22 protein-coding genes and 1 other annotated feature (1 of these 23 running past the window's edge) are annotated in these 24,443 nt (G+C 53.5%); of the genes, 15 read left to right on the top strand and 7 right to left on the bottom strand.

What is annotated here, in order from left to right:
• Positions 1-206, top strand: a binding site (T-box leader) (it extends 18 nt beyond the left edge of the window).
• A gap of 56 nt (positions 207-262) precedes the next feature.
• Complete coding sequence (locus L971_RS11985) at positions 263-2,914, top strand: valine--tRNA ligase (RefSeq protein WP_024369842.1); 2,652 nt, start codon at positions 263-265, stop codon at positions 2,912-2,914.
• Positions 2,915-3,011: 97 nt separating this feature from the next.
• On the opposite strand, the gene L971_RS15085 is transcribed toward L971_RS11985, so the two are convergent.
• The 4 genes from L971_RS15085 to L971_RS11975 form a co-directional block, all read right to left on the bottom strand.
• Entirely contained in the window at positions 3,012-3,188 is a 177-nt protein-coding gene (locus L971_RS15085; protein WP_156111532.1) for a hypothetical protein, read from the bottom strand.
• Positions 3,185-3,379 carry a hypothetical protein gene (locus tag L971_RS11980; protein ID WP_047376059.1) on the bottom strand — a complete coding sequence of 65 codons (195 nt, stop codon included), beginning with the start codon at positions 3,377-3,379 and terminating at the stop codon, positions 3,185-3,187. The genes L971_RS15085 and L971_RS11980 overlap by 4 nt, the downstream gene beginning before the upstream one ends.
• Positions 3,376-3,552 carry a hypothetical protein gene (locus L971_RS15080; RefSeq protein WP_156111531.1) on the bottom strand — a complete coding sequence of 59 codons (177 nt, stop codon included), beginning with the start codon at positions 3,550-3,552 and terminating at the stop codon, positions 3,376-3,378. The genes L971_RS11980 and L971_RS15080 overlap by 4 nt, the downstream gene beginning before the upstream one ends.
• 88 nt (positions 3,553-3,640) lie before the next feature.
• A complete protein-coding gene (locus tag L971_RS11975) occupies positions 3,641-5,080 on the bottom strand; it encodes a YdiU family protein (RefSeq protein ID WP_047376057.1) in 1,440 nt (479 codons plus the stop codon).
• Between the two features lie 108 nt (positions 5,081-5,188).
• Here L971_RS11975 and L971_RS11970 point away from each other — a divergent pair, with 108 nt between their 5' ends.
• The 3 genes from L971_RS11970 to L971_RS11960 all read left to right on the top strand — a co-directional run bounded on the left by L971_RS11970 (position 5,189) and on the right by L971_RS11960 (position 10,837).
• Positions 5,189-6,403 (top strand): folylpolyglutamate synthase/dihydrofolate synthase family protein, encoded by a 1,215-nt coding sequence (locus tag L971_RS11970; RefSeq protein WP_047376055.1) that lies wholly within the window; start codon positions 5,189-5,191, stop codon positions 6,401-6,403.
• A gap of 85 nt (positions 6,404-6,488) precedes the next feature.
• Positions 6,489-10,229, top strand: a complete 3,741-nt coding sequence (locus L971_RS11965) for a DUF5057 domain-containing protein (RefSeq protein WP_047376053.1) — start codon at positions 6,489-6,491, stop codon at positions 10,227-10,229.
• Positions 10,229-10,837 carry a hypothetical protein gene (locus tag L971_RS11960; protein ID WP_047376051.1) on the top strand — a complete coding sequence of 203 codons (609 nt, stop codon included), beginning with the start codon at positions 10,229-10,231 and terminating at the stop codon, positions 10,835-10,837. The genes L971_RS11965 and L971_RS11960 overlap by 1 nt, the downstream gene beginning before the upstream one ends.
• Positions 10,838-10,878: 41 nt before the next feature.
• Here the strand turns inward: L971_RS11960 and L971_RS11955 are convergent, their stop codons facing one another.
• The 3 genes from L971_RS11955 to L971_RS11945 are packed head-to-tail and all read right to left on the bottom strand — an operon-like array spanning position 10,879 to position 13,504.
• On the bottom strand, positions 10,879-12,534 hold the full coding sequence (locus L971_RS11955) for a hypothetical protein (protein ID WP_047376048.1): 1,656 nt from the start codon (positions 12,532-12,534) through the stop codon (positions 10,879-10,881).
• 18 nt (positions 12,535-12,552) lie between these two features.
• Positions 12,553-13,116, bottom strand: a complete 564-nt coding sequence (locus tag L971_RS11950; protein WP_024369850.1) for a prepilin-type N-terminal cleavage/methylation domain-containing protein — start codon at positions 13,114-13,116, stop codon at positions 12,553-12,555.
• Complete coding sequence (locus L971_RS11945) at positions 13,055-13,504, bottom strand: prepilin-type N-terminal cleavage/methylation domain-containing protein (protein WP_024369851.1); 450 nt, start codon at positions 13,502-13,504, stop codon at positions 13,055-13,057. The genes L971_RS11950 and L971_RS11945 overlap by 62 nt, the downstream gene beginning before the upstream one ends.
• Positions 13,505-13,665: 161 nt before the next feature.
• Between L971_RS11945 and L971_RS11940 the strand changes: the two genes are divergently transcribed.
• The 11 genes from L971_RS11940 (at position 13,666) to radC (ending at position 24,178) form a co-directional block, all read left to right on the top strand.
• Positions 13,666-14,892 (top strand): G5 domain-containing protein, encoded by a 1,227-nt coding sequence (locus L971_RS11940; protein ID WP_047376046.1) that lies wholly within the window; start codon positions 13,666-13,668, stop codon positions 14,890-14,892.
• Positions 14,889-15,173 (top strand): hypothetical protein, encoded by a 285-nt coding sequence (locus L971_RS11935; protein WP_024369853.1) that lies wholly within the window; start codon positions 14,889-14,891, stop codon positions 15,171-15,173. The genes L971_RS11940 and L971_RS11935 overlap by 4 nt, the downstream gene beginning before the upstream one ends.
• A 1-nt stretch (position 15,174) precedes the next feature.
• Entirely contained in the window at positions 15,175-16,833 is a 1,659-nt protein-coding gene (locus tag L971_RS11930) for a GspE/PulE family protein (protein WP_024369854.1), read from the top strand.
• 4 nt (positions 16,834-16,837) lie between these two features.
• Positions 16,838-17,875, top strand: a complete 1,038-nt coding sequence (locus L971_RS11925; RefSeq protein ID WP_029335628.1) for a type IV pilus twitching motility protein PilT — start codon at positions 16,838-16,840, stop codon at positions 17,873-17,875.
• 4 nt (positions 17,876-17,879) lie between these two features.
• Positions 17,880-19,097 carry a type II secretion system F family protein gene (locus L971_RS11920; protein WP_047376044.1) on the top strand — a complete coding sequence of 406 codons (1,218 nt, stop codon included), beginning with the start codon at positions 17,880-17,882 and terminating at the stop codon, positions 19,095-19,097.
• 140 nt (positions 19,098-19,237) lie between these two features.
• Entirely contained in the window at positions 19,238-19,675 is a 438-nt protein-coding gene (locus tag L971_RS11915; RefSeq protein ID WP_047376042.1) for a prepilin-type N-terminal cleavage/methylation domain-containing protein, read from the top strand.
• 84 nt (positions 19,676-19,759) lie between these two features.
• Positions 19,760-20,512 (top strand): A24 family peptidase, encoded by a 753-nt coding sequence (locus L971_RS11910; protein WP_047376040.1) that lies wholly within the window; start codon positions 19,760-19,762, stop codon positions 20,510-20,512.
• A gap of 12 nt (positions 20,513-20,524) precedes the next feature.
• A complete protein-coding gene (gene pilM / locus L971_RS11905) occupies positions 20,525-22,096 on the top strand; it encodes a pilus assembly protein PilM (RefSeq protein ID WP_047376039.1) in 1,572 nt (523 codons plus the stop codon).
• Positions 22,093-22,800: a hypothetical protein gene (locus L971_RS11900; RefSeq protein WP_029335622.1), complete on the top strand. Its 708-nt coding sequence runs from the start codon at positions 22,093-22,095 to the stop codon at positions 22,798-22,800. Before pilM ends, L971_RS11900 begins: the two co-directional genes overlap by 4 nt.
• Before the next feature lie 136 nt (positions 22,801-22,936).
• A complete protein-coding gene (locus tag L971_RS11895) occupies positions 22,937-23,524 on the top strand; it encodes a nucleoside triphosphate pyrophosphatase (RefSeq protein ID WP_047376037.1) in 588 nt (195 codons plus the stop codon).
• Positions 23,525-23,548: 24 nt separating this feature from the next.
• Entirely contained in the window at positions 23,549-24,178 is a 630-nt protein-coding gene (radC, locus tag L971_RS11890) for a DNA repair protein RadC (RefSeq protein WP_047376035.1), read from the top strand.
• The last annotated feature ends 265 nt before the right edge of the window (positions 24,179-24,443 follow it).

Raw genomic sequence — 24,443 nt, 5'->3', positions numbered from 1 at the left:
AATAGTACGCAACAACCATCCTTTCCCAGAGACGCGGCCGCTTGGTGCGAGGCCGCGAAGGATGGTGCGGAAGTCGCCTCGGAGCTGACCTTTTGAACGCGAGTAGAGAGGTCCGGTCCATCGACCGTTATTCGATTTTGAGGGCGCCAACGTGTTTGGCGAACTAAGGTGGTACCGCGGAAGATTCGGCTTCTTTCGTCCTTAGCGTATAGGACGAGAGAAGCCGTTTTTGTGTTTACATTTTATAGAGGGGGCATTACACATGGCCAACGAGACAAACGAAATCACCATGCCGACGAAGTACGACCCGAGTGCGACGGAAGCGAAATGGTACGACTACTGGTTAGAGAACGACGTATTCAAAGCAGACGAGGACGACTCGAAAGAGCCGTACACGATCGTCATCCCGCCACCGAACGTGACAGGAAAACTTCACCTCGGACACGCGTGGGACACGACGCTCCAAGACTTATTGACGCGCTTGAAGCGCATGCAAGGCTATGACGTGCTTTGGCTCCCAGGGATGGACCACGCCGGCATCGCGACACAAGCGAAAGTCGAACAGAAGCTCCGTGAGGACGGTATCATGCGTTACGACCTCGGTCGCGAGAAGTTCCTCGAGAAGACGTGGGAATGGAAAGACGAGTACGCCGACACAATCCGTGCCCAGTGGTCAAAACTTGGTCTCGGCCTCGACTACTCGCGTGAGCGTTTCACGCTCGACGAAGGGCTCTCGAAAGCGGTCCAGGAAGTGTTCGTCCGTCTGTATGAGAAAGGCTTGATCTACCGTGGCGAATATATCGTCAACTGGGACCCGGCACAGAAGACGGCCGTCTCGGATATCGAAGTCATCTATCAAGAAGTCGAGGGCGCGTTCTACCATATGAAATACCCGCTCGCGGACGGCTCAGGTCACATCGAGATCGCGACGACGCGTCCGGAGACGATGCTCGGTGATACGGCCGTCGCCGTCAACCCGAAAGATGAGCGTTACGCGCACCTCGTCGGCAAGACGATCATGCTTCCGGTCATGAACCGTGAGATTCCGATCGTCGCCGACGACTACGTCGACATGGAGTTCGGTACAGGCTGCGTGAAGATCACGCCGGCACACGACCCGAACGACTTCGAGATCGGGAACCGTCACGAGCTCCCGCGCGTCCTCGTCATGGACGAAGGCGGCAAGATGAACGAGAACGCAGGCAAGTACGAAGGGCTCGACCGCTTCGAATGCCGCAAGCAACTCGTGAAAGACCTAGAAGCGGACGGCACGCTCGTTAAGATCGAACCGCACACGCACTCGGTCGGCCACTCGGAACGTTCAGGCGCGGTCATCGAGCCGTATCTTTCGAAACAGTGGTTCGTCGACATGGAGCCGCTCGCGAAAGCGGCGCTCGAAGCACAAGGACATGATGACACGAAAGTCAACTTCGTCCCAGAACGGTTCGAAGGCACGTACCTCCGCTGGATGGAGAACATCCGCGACTGGTGTATTAGCCGTCAGCTCTGGTGGGGCCACCGCATCCCGGCTTGGTACCATAACGAGACAGGCGAAGTCTATGTAGGAAAAGACGCACCCGCGGACAGCGAGAACTGGACGCAAGACGAAGACGTGCTCGACACGTGGTTCTCGTCAGCGCTCTGGCCGTTCTCGACGATGGGCTGGCCGGACACGGATTCAGCAGACTTCAAACGTTACTTCCCGACGAGCGCGCTCGTCACGGGTTATGACATCATCTTCTTCTGGGTATCGCGAATGATCTTCCAATCGCTCGAGTTCACAGGGAAGCAACCGTTCAACGACGTCCTCATCCACGGTCTCATCCGCGACTCGGAAGGCCGCAAGATGTCGAAGTCGCTCGGTAACGGCGTCGATCCGATGGAAGTCATTGACCAGTACGGTGCCGACTCGCTCCGCTGGTTCCTCCTTACCGGTTCAACTCCAGGGAACGACCTCCGCTTCTATTGGGAGAAGATCGAGTCGACATGGAACTTCGCGAACAAGATTTGGAACGCGAGCCGTTTCGCTCTCATGAACATGGACGGCATGAAGTTCGAGGATATCGACCTCTCAGGCGAGAAGACGCTTGCCGACAAGTGGATCCTCACTCGTTTGAACGACACGGTCGACCAAGTGACACGTCTCGTCGACAAGTACGAGTTCGGCGAAGCCGGTCGCTACTTGTACAACTTCATCTGGGAAGAGTTCTGTAACTGGTACATCGAGATGGCGAAACTCACGCTCTACGGTGAGGACGAGGTGGCGAAAGCGACGACACGTTCAGTGCTCGCACATACGCTCGACTCGATCATGCGTCTCATGCACCCGTTCATGCCGTTCCTCACAGAGGAGATTTGGCAACACTTGCCGCACGAAGGCGACTCGATCGTCCGTGCGAGCTACCCGACACGCCGTGACGACCTCCACTTCGCGGAGTCGGTCCCTGCGTTTGAGGCAGTCATGAACGTCATCCGCTCGGTCCGTAACATTCGTTCGGAAGTGAACGCGCCGATGTCGAAACCGATCCAACTCTTCATCGCGACGAGTGACGACACGACACAAGGCTACTTGAGCGAGAACGAGGCGACGATCGGCAAGTTCACGAACGCGACCGAGCTTGAAATCGCGCGTGGCTTGACGGCTCCAGACAAGTCGATGTCGGCCATCATGACGGGGGCAGAGTTGTTCATCCCGCTCGCTGACTTGATCAACTTCGAAGAAGAAATCGCCCGTCTTGAAAAAGAAGTGGCGAAGTACGAGAAGGAAGTCGAGCGCGTTCAGAAGAAACTCGGCAACCCAGGCTTCACCGGCAAGGCCCCGGCTCATGTCATCGACGAAGAGAAAGCAAAAGAAAAAGACTACCTCGACAAACGTGACGCGGTCCGCGCCCGTTTGGAAGAGTTGCGTAAGTAACACCTTGACCTTCTTTGGAGACGCGTTCTCCGAAGAAGGTTTTTTTGGAGTCACAATAGCTTAAGCTGTGGGATGTAAACGCGAAGAACCCCCGACGTCAATCGTGACGTTTGGGGGTTCTTCGCTTTAGCCAGACGATGTAGAGGCCGATGGCGGTAATCCAAAGAAAATGCATGTAGAGCGAATCGGTCAGCCCGACCCGATACAGATGGACGAGATAGACCGCATACAAAAACGCAGCGATGAGCATCAAAATGAAATAGACGATTTTCATTCGTGATCACTTCCGTCCCACGCTGGCAACTGTTTGGTCAACAGGAAGTACGATGAGGTGAATAAGGCGCCGAGCGCAAGCCCGGTCCATTGGGGCTGAATCGCTTGCCCAATCAATAAGAGGTAGAGACTATATACCGTGTAGGAAGCCGAAAGGATGAGAAGCATCAATGCGGCAATTGTGACCTTCATTTTGTTTCCTTCCATTCAAGCTCGTTCAAATGTTTCATGAACTGGAAGAATGAAACGATTAAGAAAAACGCGGGCATGGACCAAACCCAGCCGCTATGAAACGGACCTTGCCACAGCTCGAGCGAGATAAGGCAGGCAAAACCTAACGAAATGAGTGAAGCGAGTAAGCGCATAAGGAACCTCCTGAATCGTTGATGTTCATTTATACGTAAATCGAGAGAAGAGGTTCCTAAAAAATCCATCCCGCGAGAGCGGAATGGATCATGTGCCACAAAACGTCTGATACGGATACGTCCGCGGTGGACCTGGCGAGACGTAGCGTCCGTGGTCGGCTTTGTAATCGTACGGGTTTTTGAGTACGGCGAGCAGTGACTCGGTCGGTGCGAAGTCACCGCGAGCGGCCGCTTGAATCGCCGTCTCGACGTGATGGTTGCGCGGGATGATGGCCGGGTTATGCTGACACATGAGTCGGGTCACATCTTCGTCCGGAAGACCTTGTTCCCCAAGGCGTTTCCGCCAAGCGGCGAGCCACGCCTTACCGTCGTCGCGATTGGCGAAAGCGAGCGATTCCGTGTCACCGAGCGTGAGCGCGCGGAACGTGTTCGTGAAGTCGGCCTCGCTCTCCATCATGAGCCGGAGCAGCTCGTCCGTAAGCGCATCGTCTCCGTCTTTTCGGACGTACAGCCCGACTTTATGCGCGAGTCCCGTGAAGTATGCTTGTTTATACGTCTCGGTATACCCATCCAACAGCTTGTTGGCGATGTCAATCGCTCCTTCTTGCGTCTCGGCGAGGAGCGGTAATAGCGTCTCGGCCAGACGCGCCAAGTTCCACGACCCGATATACGGCTGATTTGCGTACGCGTAGCGGCCTTCCCGGTCAATCGAGCTGAAGACGGTGTGCGGATGATACGTGTCCATGAACGCGCACGGGCCGTAGTCGAGACCTTCACCGCTGATGAACGTGTTGTCCGTGTTCATGACGCCGTGGATGAAGCCGACGAGTTGCCAGTCGGCGATCAGCTTCGCCTGGCGCGTGATGACACGACGGAGGAACTGTTCGTAGCGGTCCGGCTTTCCTTCAAGGTCAGCGTCGTGGCGACGAATCGCGTAGTCAGCGAGCGCGATGACGTCATCGATTGAACCGGATGCGGCCGCGTATTGGAACGTCCCGACCCGCAAGTGACTCGAGGCGACACGCGTCAACACGGCGCCGTGCTCCGGGCGTTGCCGCATGACAGGCTCTCCGGTTTTGACGACACTCAAGGCGCGGTTCGTCGGGATGCCGAGCGCGTGCATCGCCTCACTGATGATGAATTCCCTAACCATCGGACCGATGGCGGCTCGTCCATCGCCGCCCCGAGAATATTCGGTCGGGCCCGAGCCTTTCAATTGGACGTCAAACCGTTTCCCGTTCGGAGCGATGTGCTCCCCGAGCATGAGGGCACGCCCGTCTCCGAGCATCGTGAAGTGCCCGAACTGGTGTCCGGCGTACGCCTCGGAAAAGGATGTGTCGGTCTGAATATTTCCGGCTAACAGGGCGACGTCTTGCTTCACCGCCTCGACGTTTAGGCCGAGCGATTTCGCAAGGTCGTCATTAAACAAGACGAGTTCAGGTGTGTCGACCGGGTGGACCGGTCCACGATCATAAAATATGTCACGGAGTTCAAGGTACGTCGCCTCGAAATTCCAATTGGTTGTCATCGCAATCCCTCCTTCTTCGCCTCGAGTATAGCACAGCCGATTCCTTACGTAGGGCTTCGCGAATTTTGGTAAGATGAAAAGGAAGTGTACATATAGGAGTGGATGGAGATGGAGACGAGACAAGACGTATTGAATTGGTTGAACAGACAGCTTCGGTTCGGGATTAAGCCGGGGTTGACCCGAATCGAGTGGATGCTAGAAAAGCTCAGGATCGAGGAGTTGCCGTCGGTCCACGTCGCAGGCACGAACGGAAAAGGGTCGACCGTCGCCTTTTTGCGAGCGATGGCGATGCAGGAGGGCTTGAACGTCGGGACGTTCATCTCGCCGTACATCATCCAGTTCGAGGAGCGGATCATGTTGAACGGGGAGCCGATTCGGGAGGACGACCTCGTCCGCATCGCGAACCAGGTCCAAGATTGTGCGAGTGCGTCACCAGAGACGTTGACCGAGTTCGAGCTGCTCACGGTGATGGCGTGGCTCTATTTCCACAAGCAACAGCCCGACCTCGTCATCTGGGAAGTCGGGCTCGGGGGTCGGCTCGACTCGACGAACGTGTTGAAACGGCCGCTCGCGACGGTCGTCACGTCAATCGGGCACGACCATCAAGGCATCCTTGGTGACACGCTCGAAGAGATCGCGCTCGAAAAGTTCGGTATCATGAAGCGAGGTGTGCCGATGTTCCATAGTTTGACGGATGAGCGGTTGATCGGGTTGCTTGACGAACAAGGAGAGGCGATGGACGCCCCGATTCATGACGTCACATCACTCGTCACGTCGATCGAGGACGGTCGCGAGACGGTCGTGACATATGACGGTTTGCCTCCGGTGACGCTCGGATTGACCGGACACCATCAAGCGTATAACGGGGCGTGTGCCGTCGCTGTCGCGCGCCATCTCGGATGGGGAGAAGCGGCGATTCGGTCAGGGCTTGAGACAGCGCAGCATCCAGGTCGATATGAGCTCGTGTCGAAGACGCCGCGCATTGTGCTCGACGGGGCGCACAATGCGGAAGGAATCGCCGCACTCGTCGAACAGTTGCGGCTTGAAGGCGACGTGACGGTCCTCGCGGCCATCCTCGCCGATAAAGACCGAGCCAGCATGGTGGCGTCGCTTCAAACAGTCGGAACAGTGTACGAGACGACGTTCGATTTCCCGCGCACAAGGACGAAAGAAAGTTTGATCGAGGACGGGGCCGACTATGTCGACTGGAAACTATGGCTCAACCGTTGGGTGAAGAACCCGCAGTCGAAGACGCTCGTCGTGACGGGGTCGCTGTACTTCATCAGTGAAGTAAGAACGTATTTCCAAGGTTTGCAAAAATGACCTTGTTTTCCATCCATTTAAAGCGTATGAATGAGTATGAGAACGTATGTCTTAATCAACTCATATCCCAAGGAGGAAACGCACCATGGTCAGTCAGCGAAGATTGAAACGACCCGTAGCGGCATTCGTCGCGATCGTCTTCTTAACATCACTCCTTATTTCGACTTTATTTGAAATTTATACGACTGTTTCGGCAAGTACGCCAGTCAAACCTGTTATTTTAGAATTAACTGATATGGCAGAAGTGAACAAAAATACAACGAGCGTGACATATAAAATACCGTCACAACTCAACCTAGGCTCTGGATATACTGTTCAGACGATGACGATGAAACAGTTCAACGCCTCCCGAGAGGATTTATTAGGGAAATATGATGCTGTCGTCTTTGGTCCATCACGGGCGACGGATAGCCAAGAGAAATATAGTGCGAGTACCGTTACTTATAATTCTGAATTAAAAGGATCGAGCGCTATTCGACCGGTCACGAGTGATTCACATAATACGACCGAGCATGATAATGATATTACAGCGTTGAAGGTCCAACAACTTCAACGTGAGCTTCTTGCGAACGGTGTTCCGGTATTGCTTCATGAGGACGTGTTTGCCACCAAAAATAACACGGCGAAAAAATTTAACCTACTAAAACAAACTCAAGCTGTCGTGTTCAAAACGACCGATGAGGCAAAAACGGTGTTAAATACGTTTTTCAATACGAATAAGCCGAATAAGGTGAAACAAGTCGTGACGAAGCAAGGAACGAAGACATTGACGTCATTGGTCGATGTGAAATCGGCAACTTCAATCGTGCCAGCTGAGCGCGGTAAGGAAATCAGATTTGAGTACACTCTTGAGAACGCTCCTTCGTCCAATGCGACGGTCGAATTGTACATCGACCTAGACAGCAATGACCGATTCACTCCGAACGAATGGGTCGAAACATTGCCTGCTAAGCAAGCTGGATCAATCAGCTATCGTATCGATGCTCCTAGTTACACGAGCCCGCGATATTGGAAACTCGTGTTAAAAGATCCGAGTGCCCGTACTTACTCTTATCAAACAGGCCGTTTTTTGTTGAAAGATGAGAAAGCGCTAGCGAAAGTGCTACAAGTCACAGCTGATACGTCTGATTCCGCAACGACAGGAAACTTGCGAAGTACATTCACAACGAACGAGATGCTCGCATATGGAGACATGTATGAGTTTGACTTAGAGACAATCAGTTATAAGCAACTGATCGATCGTGTCTGCGGACAGAACTTAAAGGCAAACGAGACATGGTTTTATTCAAAAGATTTAATTATTTTTGGATTTAAGGATTCGTATATTTCAGGACTGACAAATGATTGTTTCCATGCTGAACTGCTTAAATACATGGATCAAGGAAGAGGCGTCATGTTCACACACGACATGTTATACCGGACCGAAACGAGTGGTCAATTTAAAGTGATTAATCGATGGGAATCGAATTTCGCCTCCCGTTTCGCGACGCGCGAATATACGAACATGGGAATATATGCGCAAAATACGACAACCTCAGTCGTCCAAACAGCGAGCGGCTTATTTACGGAATATCCGTATAAGCTGAGCACTAACTCGGGGACAACAAAGAAAATCAGGACAACACACAATCAATACTTCTCACTTGATTTAGAAAATGAGGAATTGACGACCTGGTTCAACTTGGTGGGGAGTAACCGGACTGCAGGCGACAGCGCAAACCATTACTATATGTATACGGTCGGCAACTTGACGTATTCTGGGGCGGGTCATGTTCAAACGTTTAATGAGCAAGATGAGAAAGAGATCTTCGTCAATACGATGTTCCGTGCTTTTATCGGATCAAACCATGCTCCAAAGATTGATGTACTTGCACCGGTCATGAACGAGTCGAAGAAACGGACCGTATATGACATCGAACCACTCTACTTGTCGTGGAAGTCCATCGACTATGACTTTGCAGACCAATTTTTAGACACGCGTGTCCTTGTCGACGGAAAACAAGTGTTTCCGAAAGAAGAAGGGAAGTTCGCTAGCGTGCGAAACGATGAGGCGACCGGTTTCTTTTATGACCATAAAGCCAAAGCCGGGTCAACGTTGAACGTTCGAATTGAAACGAAAGAGCAACGTGCGAAGGGAGCTATCACCTCCTCTGAGACATTTACGGTCGATGTACTTGCTTCAGAAGAAGCAGCATTCGTCTCTCGTACGATCAGTCCGTTAGTGACCGAGACGGGTAATCAAGTCACACTCGCATACAATATTAACCATGCTGTCCCGTTCATTCAGTCGCCAAACGAGAATGCTTATAAACAATTCTCTTGGACGATTAATGTGGAAGACGTCATTCCGACAGGTTACGCGGTCGTCCCGAGCACATTACCGAACGGTTGGAGAGTCGATGGGAACAAAGTGAGTGGCTCTTTCACGAGTCAGTGTCTCATTGAACAGGGTGATCAGACCTGCAAAGTGAATGATACGAAAGTGGAAGTGAAATTAACGGCGACGAAAGTCGGAAATTACTCGTTCGATAAAGGTACATTTAACTACGTATTTGACGCAGAACACAATGCAAACGGAACAGAAAAGCATGATGTGCAAAAACGAGGATCCGGGAACTTATCAGCCGTCAATACGACTATTCTTGAAAAAGAGATTGAGCAACTACGACTCACTGGACCAATTTATTTGAATATTAATGAGGTGCGACAAATTGCGCCGGCCATCACACCAGATACATCTCGGAAGCTTGATTTACGTTGGCGTGTCGGCTCAGATGTAGTCGAGTTATCACCGAGTTATGTTAATAACAGCGCGACATTGAAAGGATTAAAGCCTGGAAAATCGACCGTTCGTGTGGAGTACACGTCACCGGTGACTGGAAAAACAATTCAATCGAATGAAATCGACATCATCGTCGACGATCCACCGACACAGTTTGTTGCGAACAGCTTGAAGTTGCTCGTTGGAGAAGATGGGACGATTCAACCGACAATTAAGTCAGTGAATGAAGATTACCGGAATTTCCGATTTGAGGTCGTCTCTGGTCAGAATGTCATCACTGTCGTCGAAGGAACAAAGCAGACGCTAAAAGTGAAAGGTAGCACTCCGGGAACGGCGCAAGTGAGAGTGTCGCTAATCAATCAACCAATCACACAGTCCGTTATCCCTATTTTAGTAAACGTTGAAGTCGCATTGCCGACCCTCAGTATTTCTCCATCACAGGCAACCTTATGGGTGTACCGCGACAAATCCGGGGCAATGGTTCGACAAGCGAGAGAGTTGACCATGACGCAGAGCGGAGCCGTTAAACTACCGATCTCTTGGACACTGCCTGTTAACACAAAAGAAGTGACGCTTGAAAATCCAACACTCGATCGTGTGACTGTTCGAGCCGTTCAAGGACCAGGAACGTCGAACCGTTCCATTCCTGTCAAAGGGACCCTTGAACAATTCACATCGCAACAAGTGACCGCATCGATTGAAGTCAAAGAATATCCACAAGATGTTCTTGCTCCGAACATCGAGCTGTATATGGAAAACTCTCCATACACGTATGAACCGGTCTTCTTGCCGGCGACGGCAAACATTCGAGGGTTTGGAATGAGAGTGGCCGAAGGTACGGATGTCGTGGAAGTGGTCAATCAGACGAAACTCCGACTTAAAAAACCAGGACTGGCCAAAGTTCAAATTGCGACCGAAGACGTCAGTCGCTTCTTCTCGAACGATCAAGGACCGTCCATCGTTTATCGCGAATTTTATGTCCGCGTCCGGGAAGGCAATGATCCGAACCCAGGCACGCCAAATGATGCAGGAGATTACTATTGATGAAATGGAAAGTAACCATACTCGTTGGGATATTATTGTTCGCCGGACTCAGCGCTTCGGGATATGTGTTGTATCAAAAGCAACAAGTCGAACATACGATGGTGGATGGTGATGTGGAGCGGTTAGAACGAATTCTCAATCGCCCGCTCGTAAGTGTGGACGATCGATGGATGGGTGAGGCGGTCGAGCAATTCGATGTCAACACAGCGATTGTCTTGTATGAACAAGGTGGAAAGTTATCCGACGAGCAGTGGGTGTACCTCGCTGACTTGATGACGTTCGAACAATTTCAACGTACTGTTGAGGCTGGGGCACCGCTTAATGTGGCGCTCCCGTCTCAGACGTTACTCGAGGGACTGTACAGTTTGAACGATGAACCTGAAAAGTGGCAGCTCGCACATGAGCGAATCGACTCATCTTTTTTAAACGAACATCCGAACGTGTTGGTTCGTGCGATTCATGATGGGAACTCGGAAGCATTCATCGATTTAATCAATCGGATGGATGAAGCGGCCATTCCCTTTGACACCGTAGAGCAACTCACTATGGAACAAGACCAACAACTCATGCTCGAGGCACTGAAACAAAAAGGATATGGAGCAAACTAAAACAAGGACAATCCGTCGCGGATTGTCCTTGTTTGTTGACTTTATCGAAGTTGAACCGGATTGCTTACGAAAAATTGAAGTTGGTTCGTCACGGGCAACGTGTTCAACTGGTTGAAGACAGCATCGTTATACGAGAGTTTAAGACGAGATAAGGTAGCATCATGGCTCGCAGTACGGCTGTCGAAATATGCTTCAGGCGTCAACAGATCGTCTTCACTAAAAGAGCCGCGGAAGACGTTCACAACCATTGGCCCCTTACTATAAAGTCCACCGTTAATTTCAAGCGTGGATCCAACGGCATAAACAAAAGTTGTGTCGCTGGAGTCACTATAAAGAAAAGCCTGCAACGTCGTAGGGGTCGACTCGAATTCATTGATACGATTCAACAAAATTTGTCCTTTTGATAATAAAATCAACGAGTTTCCTTTCGCCTCATCGATTGGCAAAATGTTAGCTCGATCGATGAACGTATTGCCTAGCGTGTAGACGGTTGAAGCGAACGAGACATTTCCTCGAATCGTTAAATTGCCTCTCACAATTAAAGGGCGCTCGATGGTAAGCTGATTTGTCGATTCGATTACGACGTCACCGTCAAAAAGAAGTGGGGCCGTTTGCGTAGCAATCGATTCTGTCACATACATCGGCCGATCTGAGAGGCTTGGCGGTGGTTTAATGATGGTCGGTTTAAAAAAACCGTTATAGACGCTAGCCGTCACATAAGAGGTTGGGCGCTCAATGACAGTCAATCCATCTTCGCTAAGGACTCGTTCAACGTTAAATGCTTGATCCGTTGACGCAATCATATTCTCCTCAAAAATAGTTTTACTTACATCTGTCGTATATGCGAGCGTGCGGTCCACGTGACGATTCAAAAACTCGATAATGGAGTACTCGTATTGAAACGGCGAGAATTGACTCTTCGAGATGCCATAATCAGCCGTTTCACTAACAACTTCTTTGCCTGAAGTGAAGTAACCGCTCGCTGCGCAAGTCGAACAGTTGGCCGGATTCGATAAATCGATTCGTCCATCTAGATGAAGCATGCTAGACGGCACGTTCGGCAGCAGTCGTTTTTCCCCGTTTAACTGATACTCAGCGGTTCGATTGAATGATAGTGGGCCACCCGAGTAAATATTCCCTTTCACGGTGGGCATCCCGTTGACGGCTAACTGCTGGTCGGAGCCGAGTACGTAGTATAAGAAAGAGGGCAACGCCGTCAAATAAAGGTCTTGCGTGTACTCGACGGATAAGAGTGGTTGCTCGGGATTCAGCTGGCGGCTCGCAACGACATTCACTTGCAAAATCTTTGTGAAAGGAGCTGTCTCAAGCAGATTTGTGGCTTCGTCTTGTTTAAGGCGGATCGAGTATGTGATAGTACTGTCGCTCGTTTCGGCTAACGAATCAAATGGCGAATTTACTGCGAGCACGTCTTGAATCGCGCTATTGAACGCGGCCTCTGATGCCATGTGCTCAGGTACGGTTTGTGCGTCATGGAGTGGGAATTTGTTGCGAACGTCTGCCGCAATCAAGTTGAGGGCGCTTCTCGCATCCTCGTTCAACTGTGTATCTTCAGTTCGGATGACGGTCAGTTTGTTCGTCACGAGGTTCACCTGCATCGCGGCGAGCGACAGCACCGCTAGTGCTGCCATCGTCACGAGTACAAGGACGAGCACGTATCCCTCTTCACGTTTTTGCATGCGGATGGCCTCCTTTCTTTAGAATGGGATGGAACTTTTAAACGTCTTCGCCGATTCAGGATTAGTGGCGAGCGATAACCGCATCTCGATTTCAAGTAAGCCACTTGTCATATAACTCGGACGACGTTTGTCATAAGTTGGATCGATAAGTTGAATTGAGATTGCTTCAAGTACGATGTTTGGGTTGCTTGGTTCATATGACTCGTTTGATAGATTGAGCGGGATAGCTTCATAGCCGGCCTCACGATAAATCATCCCTGATTCAGATATGTTTGGGTCTGATAGGCGATGAAATTGAAACGTGTCATCGATTTGGGTGACCGCATCGAATTGACTTCGGTTCACCTCCGAGAGGATCGATGAGACCAAATAGTCCGCCTCACTACGGAGCTCGCTTGTTTCATTCGTCAAGCGAAATCCGAGCGTGCCTGAGATGAAGGCCGTTATGATGACGCCGCTCAAGATGGAGGCGACGACGACTGTCACAAGCAATTCGACTAAGGTGAACCCGTTTGATTGTTTACTTATCGTTTTCGCTTTCTGGGACAGCCGTTTCAGGGAACGGCTCACGTAACGTCGCATTCGAGATCACTCCTTTCAATCGGACGGGGGAGGACATCGTGTCCGTCGTGACAGATACTTCAAGCTCAATCGTATGACCGGATTGCGTCGGGCCAATCTCCGTCACGACTACATTGAACGATTGTCCGTTGATCTCCGCACAAAACGGACAAGGACCGCTCGGTGTCAGCGTCGTAAGAGAGAGCACGTCTTCAAGCGAAGAGGCTCTTCGATCTAACGTATGTAACGTATTCTGTGCGACTTGATTGGCAATTGTACGATTCAAACTATCATTCGTCGTTTTCAAGCTTTGACTAAATATATTTAACAAGGAGAAAGATACAATAGATAGAATAACAATCGAGACGAGTACTTCGACGAGCGTGAAACCTTGTTCAGAACGAGCCAACGCGTTGACCTCCTTTTCAAAAATAGTAAAACTGTAGGAAAAAACAGTCTGTTTTCCTGATTTAATTGTTATTTTCTGTACAATGCATATTATACTAAAGTTACAGTGATTTCGGATAGTCCATCGAAAGTCTCATGGATTCAAAACTAGGGGGAATTGAAATGAAGCGATATGGGATGCACTTTTTCATCCTGGCATGCCTCGTACTGCTCGTATCGTTGCCGACGATCGGGCTCGTCAACTATTTGGACGTGGCCGCGAAGACGAGTACTACATATAAAGACACGCGTGTCGCCGGCATCGACGTGTCGGGAATGACGAAACAAGAGGCGGTTATAAGACTCGACAACGCCGTCAAAGATTTTAACAATATGCCGTTCACGGTCGGCATGGTCGACGGTACGGCGCTCGAGGTCGGGAAAGACGTCGTCACGTTCAACGTCGACGGCACGCTCGACGCCATCAGTGAACCGGGTGATTATCCGCTCGCCGTAGCGATCGATGAGGAGCGGCTCATCCCGTACCTCGACAACCAGCCCGTGACGATGACGATGGTGACAGGACCGCTCACGGCGTCGGCATCACAGCTCGACTCGAACGTCACACTCGAGACGGTCACTGAAGAGAACGAAGTCGTCGCCACGATGACGATCAGTCCGACGCCGGCGATGCGTTCTGCGCTCGAACGGATGAACGGATATGAGATGAACGCTGGTGACATCTTCAGCTTGAAAGCGTTCGGGGAAGATTTTGAAGCGCTGACGACGCTCGGCCCGTCGCTGTATAAGCTGTTCGCGGCGACCCCGTTCAAGATTTTGGAGCGCGTCCCGCACGAGACGCTCCCGAACGGCGTCGAGCTCGGTTACGACGTATTGGTTGACGCACAATCGAACTTCGCCGTCCAAAACACGGAACAGACGGCATACGCCATCATCGTCTTGAACGAAGGGAACACGATGACGGTGCAACTGCTCGGCAAAGCGTTCGAGGCGGCGTACGAGTCTCGCGTCGAAGAAGTCGTGAGCGTGCCGTATCAAAACGTCGTCCGTTTCAGCCCGTCGCTTCCGGCCGGCAGCTCGTCCGTGACGCAATCCGGACAAGCCGGCGAATCGGGGAAACTGTACCGCGTCCGCATCACCGAATCGGGTGAGACGCTCGAGATGCTCGGGTTCGACTTCTACGAACCGATCCCTGAGATCGTGACGAAGAGTTCGGTCCCGCTTCCGCCACCAGAGCCGGTCGAACCGGTCATCCCAACTTTTCCTGATGAACTACTGGAAGATGACCCGTTTGGTGACGATGTAGACAATGACGGATCGTATGAATTTGAAGAAGAACCGCCGGTATTCGAAACCGTTCCGGAAACAAGCGAGGAGGCAGTCGGATGATTGGATATTTGATTTTGCTCGCCTTCTGGGTGCTCGCCACCTTGACGCTGTTCGCCTTGTCGGTCCCGACCGTACGAAAACGGGAGACGAAGCTCGTCATCGCGCTCGTCGTCGCCGTGCTATCGGTCGGCGTGTACACGATGTACATGGAATCCCTCGAGCGGACGTGGTGGGCGTTGCTCCTCCTCGTCTTCGGGGTGATGGGCGGTGCCGCTTTGAGCGTCTTCATCGAACAACGAGACGTCGAGCATCAGGAGGTACCACAGAGGATGGTGAAGTAAGGTGAGACGAACGAAGAAACGATTAGGCGAGATGCTCATCGAGGCAGGGATTATTACGACGGCCCAGCTCGATGAGGCGCTCGCTCAAAAACGACGCGGTGAAAAGCTCGGCGATACGCTCATGCGACTCAACTATTTGACGGAGACGCAGCTCATTCAAGTGTTGCATGAGCAGTTGAACGTGCCGATCATCGCTTTATACGCGCAAGACATCAACGTGACCGTGACAAAGCTCGTGCCGAAGGCGATCGCCCAAAAGCACGACATCATGCCGATCGAATTACAGGGGAACACGCTGTTCGTAGCGACGGCGGATCCCCTTGATTTGATTGCGATCGATGACGTCCGGCTGCAGACGGGGATGAACATCGAGGTCGGCATCGCGACGCGGGAACAGATCCGTAAGACGATCAGCCGCTACTACGAGATGGACGCCTCGCTCATCGAGATCTTGAAAGAAGAAGCGCCCGAAGTCGAACGTCAAGAAACGGCGTCACGGGATGATGCGCCGGTCATCCGGCTCGTCAACCAGCTGTTCTTGAGCGCGATTGACCAACGCGCCTCGGATATCCACTTCGACCCGCACGAGAAGCAGCTCCACGTCCGCTTCCGGGTCGATGGTGACTTGCGCACCGAGGCGGTGTATCCGAAGAAGATTCAAAGCGTCATGCTGACACGGTTGAAAGTCATGAGTAATCTAGACATCACCGAGAGCCGCTTGCCGCAAGACGGACGCATCAAATATACGCTCCGCGATCGGCCGTACGACTTCCGCGTCTCGACGCTCCCGACGATGTACGGCGAGAAAATCGTCATCCGGGTGCTCGACTCGTCGGAAGGGCTGACCGATTTGACGAAGCTCGGCTTCGGCGAGCATAACGAACTCGTCTACCGCGACATGCTGAAACGGCCGAACGGGATCATCTTGATTACCGGACCGACGGGGTCGGGGAAATCATCGACGCTTTACGCGTCACTGAAAGAACTGAACGATGAATCGAAAAATATCATCACGGTCGAGGACCCGGTCGAGTATCAGCTCGACGGGATCAACCAAGTGCAAGTCAATTCGAAAGTCGGCCTCACGTTCGCCTCAGGGCTCCGCTCGATCCTCCGTCAAGACCCGAACATCGTCATGGTCGGGGAGATTCGGGACACGGAGACGGCGGAGATCGCCATCCGTGCCTCGCTCACCGGTCACTTGGTGCTGTCGACGCTCCATACGAACTCGGCGATCAGCTCGATCACCCGACTCGTCGATATGGGGGTCGAACCGTTCCTCGTCGCCGCCTCGACGTCCGGGCTCGTCGCCCAGCGGCTCGTCCGGCGCGTCTGTCGTGACTGTGGCCATGAACAGCCCGTCTCGAAACGCGAGCAAGAACTGTTCGCGAATGAAGGCGTCGCGATTCAGCACGTCGTCCGCGGCAACGGCTGCGCGTCGTGTAACTTCACCGGTTACCGTGGCCGCCTCGCTATCCATGAAGTCGTGCCGATCGATGAAGGGCTGCGCCGGATGATCATGAACCAGGCGACCGAGGCCGAGATGGTCGACTATGCGAAACAAAACGGGGCGAGGTTCTTACTCGCTGATGGATTAGAGAAAGTCGCGTCAGGATTGACGACGACCGAAGAAATACTGAGAACAGTCATAACGGAGTGATGAGATGATCCATCAATCGATTGAAGTGATACTGACAAAAGCGGTCGAACAGCGCGCCTCGGACATTCATCTGACCGCGGGTTCGCCGCCGATTTTCCGCATCGACGGCAGTCTCGTCACGATGGGCGAGGAGAAAGTGTTGCCGACGCACATCGAAGGTTATTTGAATGAGATTATGACCGAGGAAATGCGGGGGCGTTTGGAAGTCCAACGCGACCTCGACTTCTCGTTCGGCGTCCCGCGCGTGTCGCGGTTTCGCGTCAACGCCTATTACCAGCGGGGGACGGTCGCCATCGCCTTCCGTTCGATTTCCGGGGAAATCCCGACGTTAAACGAGCTCGATCTGCCGCCGGTGTTGAAGCGGCTCATCGAGAAACCGCACGGGCTCATCCTCGTGACCGGTCCGACCGGGTCGGGGAAATCGACGACGCTCGCCGCGATGATCCATGAGATCAACCGGACGCAACGGAAGCGGATCATCACGCTTGAAGACCCGATCGAGTATTTACATTCCCATAACCAGAGCATCGTCGACCAGCGCGAGATCGGTTCGGACGTCATGAAGTTCGTGAACGGCCTCCGTGCCGCGCTCAGGCAAGACCCGGACGTCATCTTGCTCGGGGAGATGCGCGACCTCGAGACGATCTCGACAGCGATGACGGCGGCCGAGACGGGACATCTCGTCATGGCGACGTTACATACGTCGAGCGCGATGTCGACCGTCAGCCGTATCATCGACGCGTTCCCAGCCGAGCAACAAGACCAGATCCGGACGCAGCTCGCCAACGTCTTGCTAGGCGTCGTCAGCCAGCGCTTGTTCCCGCGTGTCGACGTCCCGAAAGGACGCGTCGCCGCGATGGAGATCATGCTCGGCAACGCGGCCGTCGCCAACTTGATTCGCAATGAAAAAGAGTTCCAGCTCCCGACCGTCATCCAGACGAACCGGCAGAGCGGGATGCAGTCGATGGACGCATCCATCGAGCAACTCGTCCGGCAAGGTATCATCAACCCGAACGCCGTGCCGAACGAAGAAATGAGGTAAGCGTATGGCCATATTCCAATACGAAGGCAAGCTCTTGAACGGGCGCCGTAAAAAAGGCCGCATCACGGCCGTCTCGCTCCGCGAGGCGAAAGAGAAACTCCGCGAAGAGTCGATTCTCGTCACCGAGCTGTCCGAACTCGAGTCGACCGGGCTCAACACCGAGATCAACCTTCTTCCGGAGCGGGTGAAGATTGAGCATTTGATCATGTACGTGCGCCAGTTCGCGACGCTCATCCGGGCCGGTGTGCCGATCGTCCGGGCGACGTCGATCTTGCGCGTCCAAACCGAGTCGAAAGTGTTGAAGAAAACGCTCAGCCAAGTCGAGGACGATTTACGGGAAGGAATCGCCTATTCCGAGGCGATCAAAAAGCATCCGCGCGTGTTCTCGAACTTCTTCAGTTCGATGGCGCTTGCGGGCGAGGCGAGCGGGAACTTGGAGGAAGCGCTCGACCAAATCGGGCTCCAGCTTCAAAAGCAGTATGACGTGAAGCGAAAAGTCATCTCGGCGTTGACGTATCCGCTCGTCGTGTCGATCGTCGCCATCGGTGTCGTCGCCTTCCTCATGGTGAACGTCGTGCCGACGTTCGCGAGCATCTTCGGACAGCTCGGAGGCGAACTGCCGCTCATCACCCGTCTCGTCGTCGCCGTCTCAGATTTCGTCGCCGCCTATTGGTGGCTCATCTTCGGGGTGGCACTCCTCGGTATCCTCGTGTTTACGTGGATGTTGAAGCGGGACAAGGAAAGGTTCATCATCGACGGGTTGTTGCTGAAGATGCCGATTTTTGGGCCAATCGTCCTAAAGTCGCAGATCGCGTTACTGACGCGCAGTCTCGCCGTCTTGCTGCAAGCCGCCGTGCCGATTTTGTCGGCGATCGAGATCACCGAGAAGATCGTCTCGAACCGCGTCATCCGTAAAGGGCTCGGGGAGGCGCGCAACAGTATGGCGCAAGGCATCCCGCTCCACGAGCCGCTTATGCGCAACAACAACTTCCCGCCGCTCATGACGCAAATGATCGCGGTCGGCGAGGAGAGTGGGGATTTGGACTCGATGTTGAACGAAGTCGCTGAGTTTTATGAGACAGAGGTCGAGACGACGACGGACCGATTGAAGTCGATCATCGAGCCGCTCCTGATTGTCGTCTTGGCGAGCATCGTCGGCGTCATCGTCATCGCCATCGTCGTGCCGATGTTCCAAATTTACGGGGATATCCAAAATCAGTAGAAAATTCTTAGTTTATGCACATAAACTACTTTTCAACACCAAATTTTGAATGTATAGTAAAATTGTTCTACTTGTTCTAGGTCTTATGTAATGAATACAGCACAATACACAGCACAACACACAAAAGGGGAGAATCAGTCATGTTGGAGAAAATGAAAATGATTTGGCAAGATGCGAAACAATTGAAGGATGAGCGCGGCCTCACACTCGTTGAGTTGCTCGTCGTCGTCGTAATTTTAGGAATTATCGCTGCCATCGCCGTCGTCGCGATTGGTGGGATCATTGAGAACTCGAAGAAAGATGCGATGGTCGCTGATGCGAAGCAGATGATAAGTGCGGCGAAATTGCATACAGCTTCGAACCCTGAGGCAGTAGCGTTAGATTTTAAAGAAGCAGTAGGGCAAGGATATATTTCTAAACTTAATGATCCTTTTGGTGAAAATTACTCTACAGCACTTGTAACTATTACGCCTGATGGCAACAAATACAGTTACTCTGTGCAACTGATTGGCAAAAAGGCAATTGGTAAAACTGCAGCAGTGAGTGAAGAAAATCTTAGTAAAGCTTCAATTGAATAATTTAATCTCCGGCTGGCGCTGGGCACTCGCTCAGCCTAGCCGGTTTTCTATTTTTGGCATATACTTACAGAAGGAGTGACCAAATTGCTTGACCTCATTGGACTCATTTACAGCATCGTGCTCGGAGCGGTCATCACTTCGTTCACGAACGTCGTCGGGCTCCGCGTGCCACAGAAGCAATCGATCGTGACGCCACGGTCGCACTGCCCGTCTTGCGGCCACGTCTTGTCGGCATGGGAACTCGTTCCCGTGTTCGGCTACTTGTTCCTCAGTGGCAAATGCCGCGGCTGTGGCGGACGGATCGCGCCGACGTATCCGCTGTTCGAACTGCTCGGGGCAATCGGCTACGGCTACAGCTTTTGGCTGTACGGCTTCTCAGGGACAACGCTGCTCGCGTTCGTCTTCTTGTCGACGCTGCTCGCTTTGGCGATGTCCGATTTGTCGACGATGCTCGTGCCGAACGTCATTTTGCTCTATACGGCGCCGGTCCTGCTCGCTCTCGCTTACGTATCAGGGGCGACGTGGTGGGGCCCGCTCGCCGGGGCGTTGTTAGGATTTTCGGTCCTCGCCACCGTTTTTTTCGTCTCAAAAGGGGGACTTGGAGCCGGCGATGTCAAACTATTTACAGTGATCGGACTCGTGCTCGGACCGCGTGACGTGCTCGTCGCGTTGTTCCTCGCGAGCTTGATCGGTGCCGTCGTCGGTCTCGCGCTGATCGGGTTGAAACGGATTGGTCGCAAACAGCCGATCCCGTTCGTCCCGTCGATCGCGCTCGGGACGATGCTGACGTTTTGGTTCAGCGAACGCTTTTTTGATTGGTATTTTGATTTATTGTAGGGGGAAACTAGCATGAGCCGGGCTATAGAGAAAGGAACGGTCGCGTACTTCTCGTTCGATGCGCTCAGCATCCACGGGGCCGTGATCAAACAAGGCGTCTTCAAACGGAGCGCCTCCGTCCAGTTGGCGAAGAATGCCTACGCCGAAGGGCGGATCCAAGACGAGAACGCGTTCGGCCTCGCCTTCGACGAGTTGTGCCGAAAATTGAAAGTACGAAAAGGGATGGTCTGTGCCGTCGACATGGCCGAGACGGAAGTGTTGTCGCGTAAAGTCGATATCCCATCGAATATCCCGAAAGACGAGATCCGCGGTTATTTGTTCATGGAGATCGGCAGTTCGATCATCTTGCCGTTCGACGACGTCGCCTTCGACTATGAGGTGCTCGGCGAGACGGAGATGAAGACCGAAGTCATGCTGCACGCCGTCTCGGTCGAGTTGACGAAAGCGATCCGCGGTTACATGAAAAAACGCGGCTTCGTCTTGAAGAAGATCGTCCCGCGCCCGGTCGCCATTGCGAACGGCGTGGCCCGTCTCGAGACGCTCGACCCGCTCAAATCGACGCTCCTTTGGCACGTGACACCGTTCGCGCACCAGTTGCTCGTCCTTGAGGAAGGGCAGGTCCGTTTCATCCGCGCCATCGAGACCGACCTTTCATACCGCTCGGATACGACAGACGGCGGGGTTACATACACGTTCAACGGTTCGAACGAGACGCTTTCGAGCCAGACCGACGATTGGTTGAACGAGCTGTCGCGCTTCCTCGACTTTTATCGCTACTCGCTCCGCACGGACGGTCGCCCGATTGACGAGCTCCTCGTCTCCGGGACGGTCCCGGAACTCGATGAGCTCGTCCGGACGATCGAGGCGGAAGCGATGGTGCCGGTCAAACGGATCGACGACCCGCTCCCGTTGTCACACGCGACGCCGCTGTCGCACCAGATGTTGCCGCTCCTCGGGATGGCGACGCTCGATCGTGACCGCGACGCGAACTTCATCAATTCGACCGACGTCACGCTCCGCTGGCCAATCGTCGCGAGTCTCGCGTCTCTTCTCATCGGTGGAGGGCTCGCCGGCTTCTTGTACTACGAAGTGCAAGGGCTCGAACGGCAAGAAGCGCAAGTGAACGAACAGTTGCAGCTCGTCCGCATTTATCAGACGGAACAAGTGAACTCGAAAGGGCAACAAGTGCTGTCGCTCGAACAGACGGTGACGTCGCTTACGAACGAAGAGAAACAAGCGGTGCCGGCGCTCCGAGCGCTCACCGAACAGTTGCCGCCGACCGGATACGTCTTGACGTACAATTACGCCGACGGCTCGCTCATGAGCGTCCGCGCCCAGTTCGAGACGTTGCCGGACTTGAACGCGTTTCAACGCGCGCTCTTGACCGATCCGCGCTTTGAGAACGTCAAACTGCTCGGCGTCACGACCGAGACGAAAGCCGACACGGAGACGGACACGGATGAACCGACTCGTCTGACGGACGAGCCGCTTCCGCGTTACATCGGTGAATTCACGTTCACGTTTGTCGACGTCGAAGAGCCTGAGACCGAAGCGACGACCGATGAGGAGGTGGTGAGCCAATGAAACGTTCGACGATCTACTTAGTGTTCACCTTGTGCCTGTTCACGGCCATCGCCGTCCCGGCTTACTTTGGCTATACGTATTTCATAAAACAAGGTGACGTGAAAGCGCTCGAGCGCGAACTGTCGCTCGAACAGACGAAGCTCGAGCTCATGCGCCAGGAAGGTCGCGCCGTCGACGTCGCCGACTCGCAGCGACTCCAGACGCGCGTCCCGGCCGAGCCAGCGTTAGACACCGTCGTCGAGGCGTTGTCGCAGGCGAGCCAGCTCTCAAGCGTCAATGTGACGAGCATCGCCTTCGCGGACGGTGTTCTCGCCGAATCAGAAGTGCCGGAGACGATCGAGACACCGGAACCGGAAGACGTCAGCGCGACGTCTGAACCGGCGACACCGGTCGACATCACCCCGGTGAACGCGTCCTCGGTGCGGACGACCGTTTCGCTTCAAGCCGAGACGTACGACGCGCTCGTCCTCTTCCTCGAGTCGGTCGAGTCGATGAACCGGATCCACATCTTGCGGACCGTTCAGTTCACGGGACCGGCCGAGACGGGACCGAACACGACGGACGTGATCGCGCCGCTCGACTTCACGGTCGAACTCGACGCCTTCTACCGCCCGGACTTGACGCAACTCGTCGACGACCGGTTCGTGCCGACGCAAACGTTCCCACGCAAAGACATCCCGGTATACGACTACACGACGCCATAACGAGACGTCCCTTCGAAATGAAGGGGCGTTTTTCAGTCGGCTGACATTGTGTTCGGCTGCCCTTTTGCCTACAATCAACAGGGAAGTGTGAAACGGGAAGGAAGCCCGTTATCTAAGATGAGAAGGAGTCGATACAATGAAACCAACACAGAAACGTGTCATTCTCGCCTCGATGTCACCGCGGCGGACCGAACTATTGGCCAAGGCCGGCATTCACCACGAGGTCATCCCGTCGAACGTCGTCGAGGGCGTCAACGGGCGCGAAGCGGCAGATGAATACGTCGGGCGCCTCGCCCGTGAGAAAGCGATAGATGTCGCGCGAGACAATCGTGACGCCGTCGTCATCGGATCGGATACGGTCGTCGTCCTAGACGGGAAGATCCTCGAGAAGCCGAACGACCGGGAAGAGGCGCGGCGGATGCTCGGACAGTTGTCCGGGGCGACGCACGACGTGCTCACCGGTGTCAGCATCATCGGACCCGAGCGGCAAGACTTGTTCGTCACGGCGACGCGCGTCACGTTCATCGACATCCCGGAGGCGTGGCTCGAAGGGTATCTTGATTCCGCTGAGCCGTATGACAAGGCCGGCGCCTATGGCATCCAAGGCTCGGGCGGTCTGTTCGTCGAGCGGTTAGAAGGCGACTACTACAACGTCGTCGGCCTGCCGCTCCAGCCGCTCGTCCGGACGCTTGAAGGTCACGGGGTGACGCCACGCTTTCTGTGATTGATGTAGAAAGTAGGTGAAGGAATGACCATGGTGCTCGACCGTAGTGCTGAAACCGCCATCGCCAGACTGCTTCAAATCGGAGGGCGGGGCGGAGACCCGCACGCGACCGCCCGGCGACTGTCCGACGTGTATCCGACGCTTCGGGCGCTGTCGCAGGCGTCCGTGAGCGACTTGTGCAAAATCGAAGGGATGACGCAAAAGAAGGCCGAACAGTTGCTCGCGGCGTTCACGATTGGGATCCGTTACGTCGAAGAACCGAAGTCGGAGATGCCGACGATCCGCTCGCCGCAAGACGCGTACGAGCTGCTCCGGAACGAGTTGCGGCTCCTCAATCAAGAGCATTTCGTCTGTCTGTACTTAAACACGAAAAATCAACTCATCGCCCGGAAGACGCTCTTCGTCGGCGGGTTGAACTCTTCGATCGTCCACCCGCGGGACGTGTTCCGCGAGGCGCTCAAGCTGTCGGCGGCGTGCTTCATCGCCGTCCATAACCATCCGAGCGGGGACGCGACGCCGAGCCGGGAAGACATCGAGGTGTCGGAGAGGTTGGTCGAAGCGGGGAACATCGTCGGCATCGCCTGTCTCGACCACGTCATCATCGGGGAGGACCATTACGTCAGCATGAAACAGCGCGGGTATATGAATGGATAAGTAAGAGAAAGTAAATTGGGGCTGAACTATCCGATAAAAGTTGAAATGTGATATCTAACTATTATTGGTTGTTGTATTGCTAAATTCATAATGGAGTTCATGATACAGGTGATCAAGCACTATATCGATTACCGTAAGTTCTGTCATGTCAAAAGTAGACAAAAAAACCTGAGCCCGGTTTAATACTGATATGCTCCCCAATAGGTAGACAGATGAAATAACAAATCTGTTTATCTGATTGGGGAGTGTTTTTTTATGGTGAGAA

Origin of the sequence: Exiguobacterium sp. ZOR0005 (assembly GCF_000798975.1) — a bacterium.
GTDB classification, from domain to species: Bacteria; Bacillota; Bacilli; order Exiguobacteriales; family Exiguobacteriaceae; genus Exiguobacterium; species Exiguobacterium aurantiacum.
The sequence above is the reverse complement of the archived record's forward strand: the minus strand, read 5'-3'. Positions and strand labels throughout refer to the sequence as shown.

Coding starts and splice junctions, on each gene's coding strand:
- L971_RS11900 (WP_029335622.1), top strand. CDS start 22,093: ATGAAACGTTCGACGATCTACTTAGTGTTCACCTTGTGCCTGTTCACG.
- L971_RS11980 (WP_047376059.1), bottom strand. CDS start 3,379: ATGAAGGTCACAATTGCCGCATTGATGCTTCTCATCCTTTCGGCTTCC.
- L971_RS11975 (WP_047376057.1), bottom strand. CDS start 5,080: ATGACAACCAATTGGAATTTCGAGGCGACGTACCTTGAACTCCGTGAC.
- L971_RS11965 (WP_047376053.1), top strand. CDS start 6,489: ATGGTCAGTCAGCGAAGATTGAAACGACCCGTAGCGGCATTCGTCGCG.
- L971_RS11895 (WP_047376037.1), top strand. CDS start 22,937: ATGAAACCAACACAGAAACGTGTCATTCTCGCCTCGATGTCACCGCGG.
- L971_RS11960 (WP_047376051.1), top strand. CDS start 10,229: ATGAAATGGAAAGTAACCATACTCGTTGGGATATTATTGTTCGCCGGA.
- L971_RS11940 (WP_047376046.1), top strand. CDS start 13,666: ATGAAGCGATATGGGATGCACTTTTTCATCCTGGCATGCCTCGTACTG.
- pilM (WP_047376039.1), top strand. CDS start 20,525: ATGAGCCGGGCTATAGAGAAAGGAACGGTCGCGTACTTCTCGTTCGAT.
- radC (WP_047376035.1), top strand. CDS start 23,549: ATGACCATGGTGCTCGACCGTAGTGCTGAAACCGCCATCGCCAGACTG.
- L971_RS11955 (WP_047376048.1), bottom strand. CDS start 12,534: ATGCAAAAACGTGAAGAGGGATACGTGCTCGTCCTTGTACTCGTGACG.
- L971_RS15080 (WP_156111531.1), bottom strand. CDS start 3,552: ATGCGCTTACTCGCTTCACTCATTTCGTTAGGTTTTGCCTGCCTTATC.
- L971_RS11985 (WP_024369842.1), top strand. CDS start 263: ATGGCCAACGAGACAAACGAAATCACCATGCCGACGAAGTACGACCCG.
- L971_RS11935 (WP_024369853.1), top strand. CDS start 14,889: ATGATTGGATATTTGATTTTGCTCGCCTTCTGGGTGCTCGCCACCTTG.
- L971_RS15085 (WP_156111532.1), bottom strand. CDS start 3,188: ATGAAAATCGTCTATTTCATTTTGATGCTCATCGCTGCGTTTTTGTAT.
- L971_RS11915 (WP_047376042.1), top strand. CDS start 19,238: ATGTTGGAGAAAATGAAAATGATTTGGCAAGATGCGAAACAATTGAAG.
- L971_RS11970 (WP_047376055.1), top strand. CDS start 5,189: ATGGAGACGAGACAAGACGTATTGAATTGGTTGAACAGACAGCTTCGG.
- L971_RS11925 (WP_029335628.1), top strand. CDS start 16,838: ATGATCCATCAATCGATTGAAGTGATACTGACAAAAGCGGTCGAACAG.
- L971_RS11920 (WP_047376044.1), top strand. CDS start 17,880: ATGGCCATATTCCAATACGAAGGCAAGCTCTTGAACGGGCGCCGTAAA.
- L971_RS11950 (WP_024369850.1), bottom strand. CDS start 13,116: ATGCGACGTTACGTGAGCCGTTCCCTGAAACGGCTGTCCCAGAAAGCG.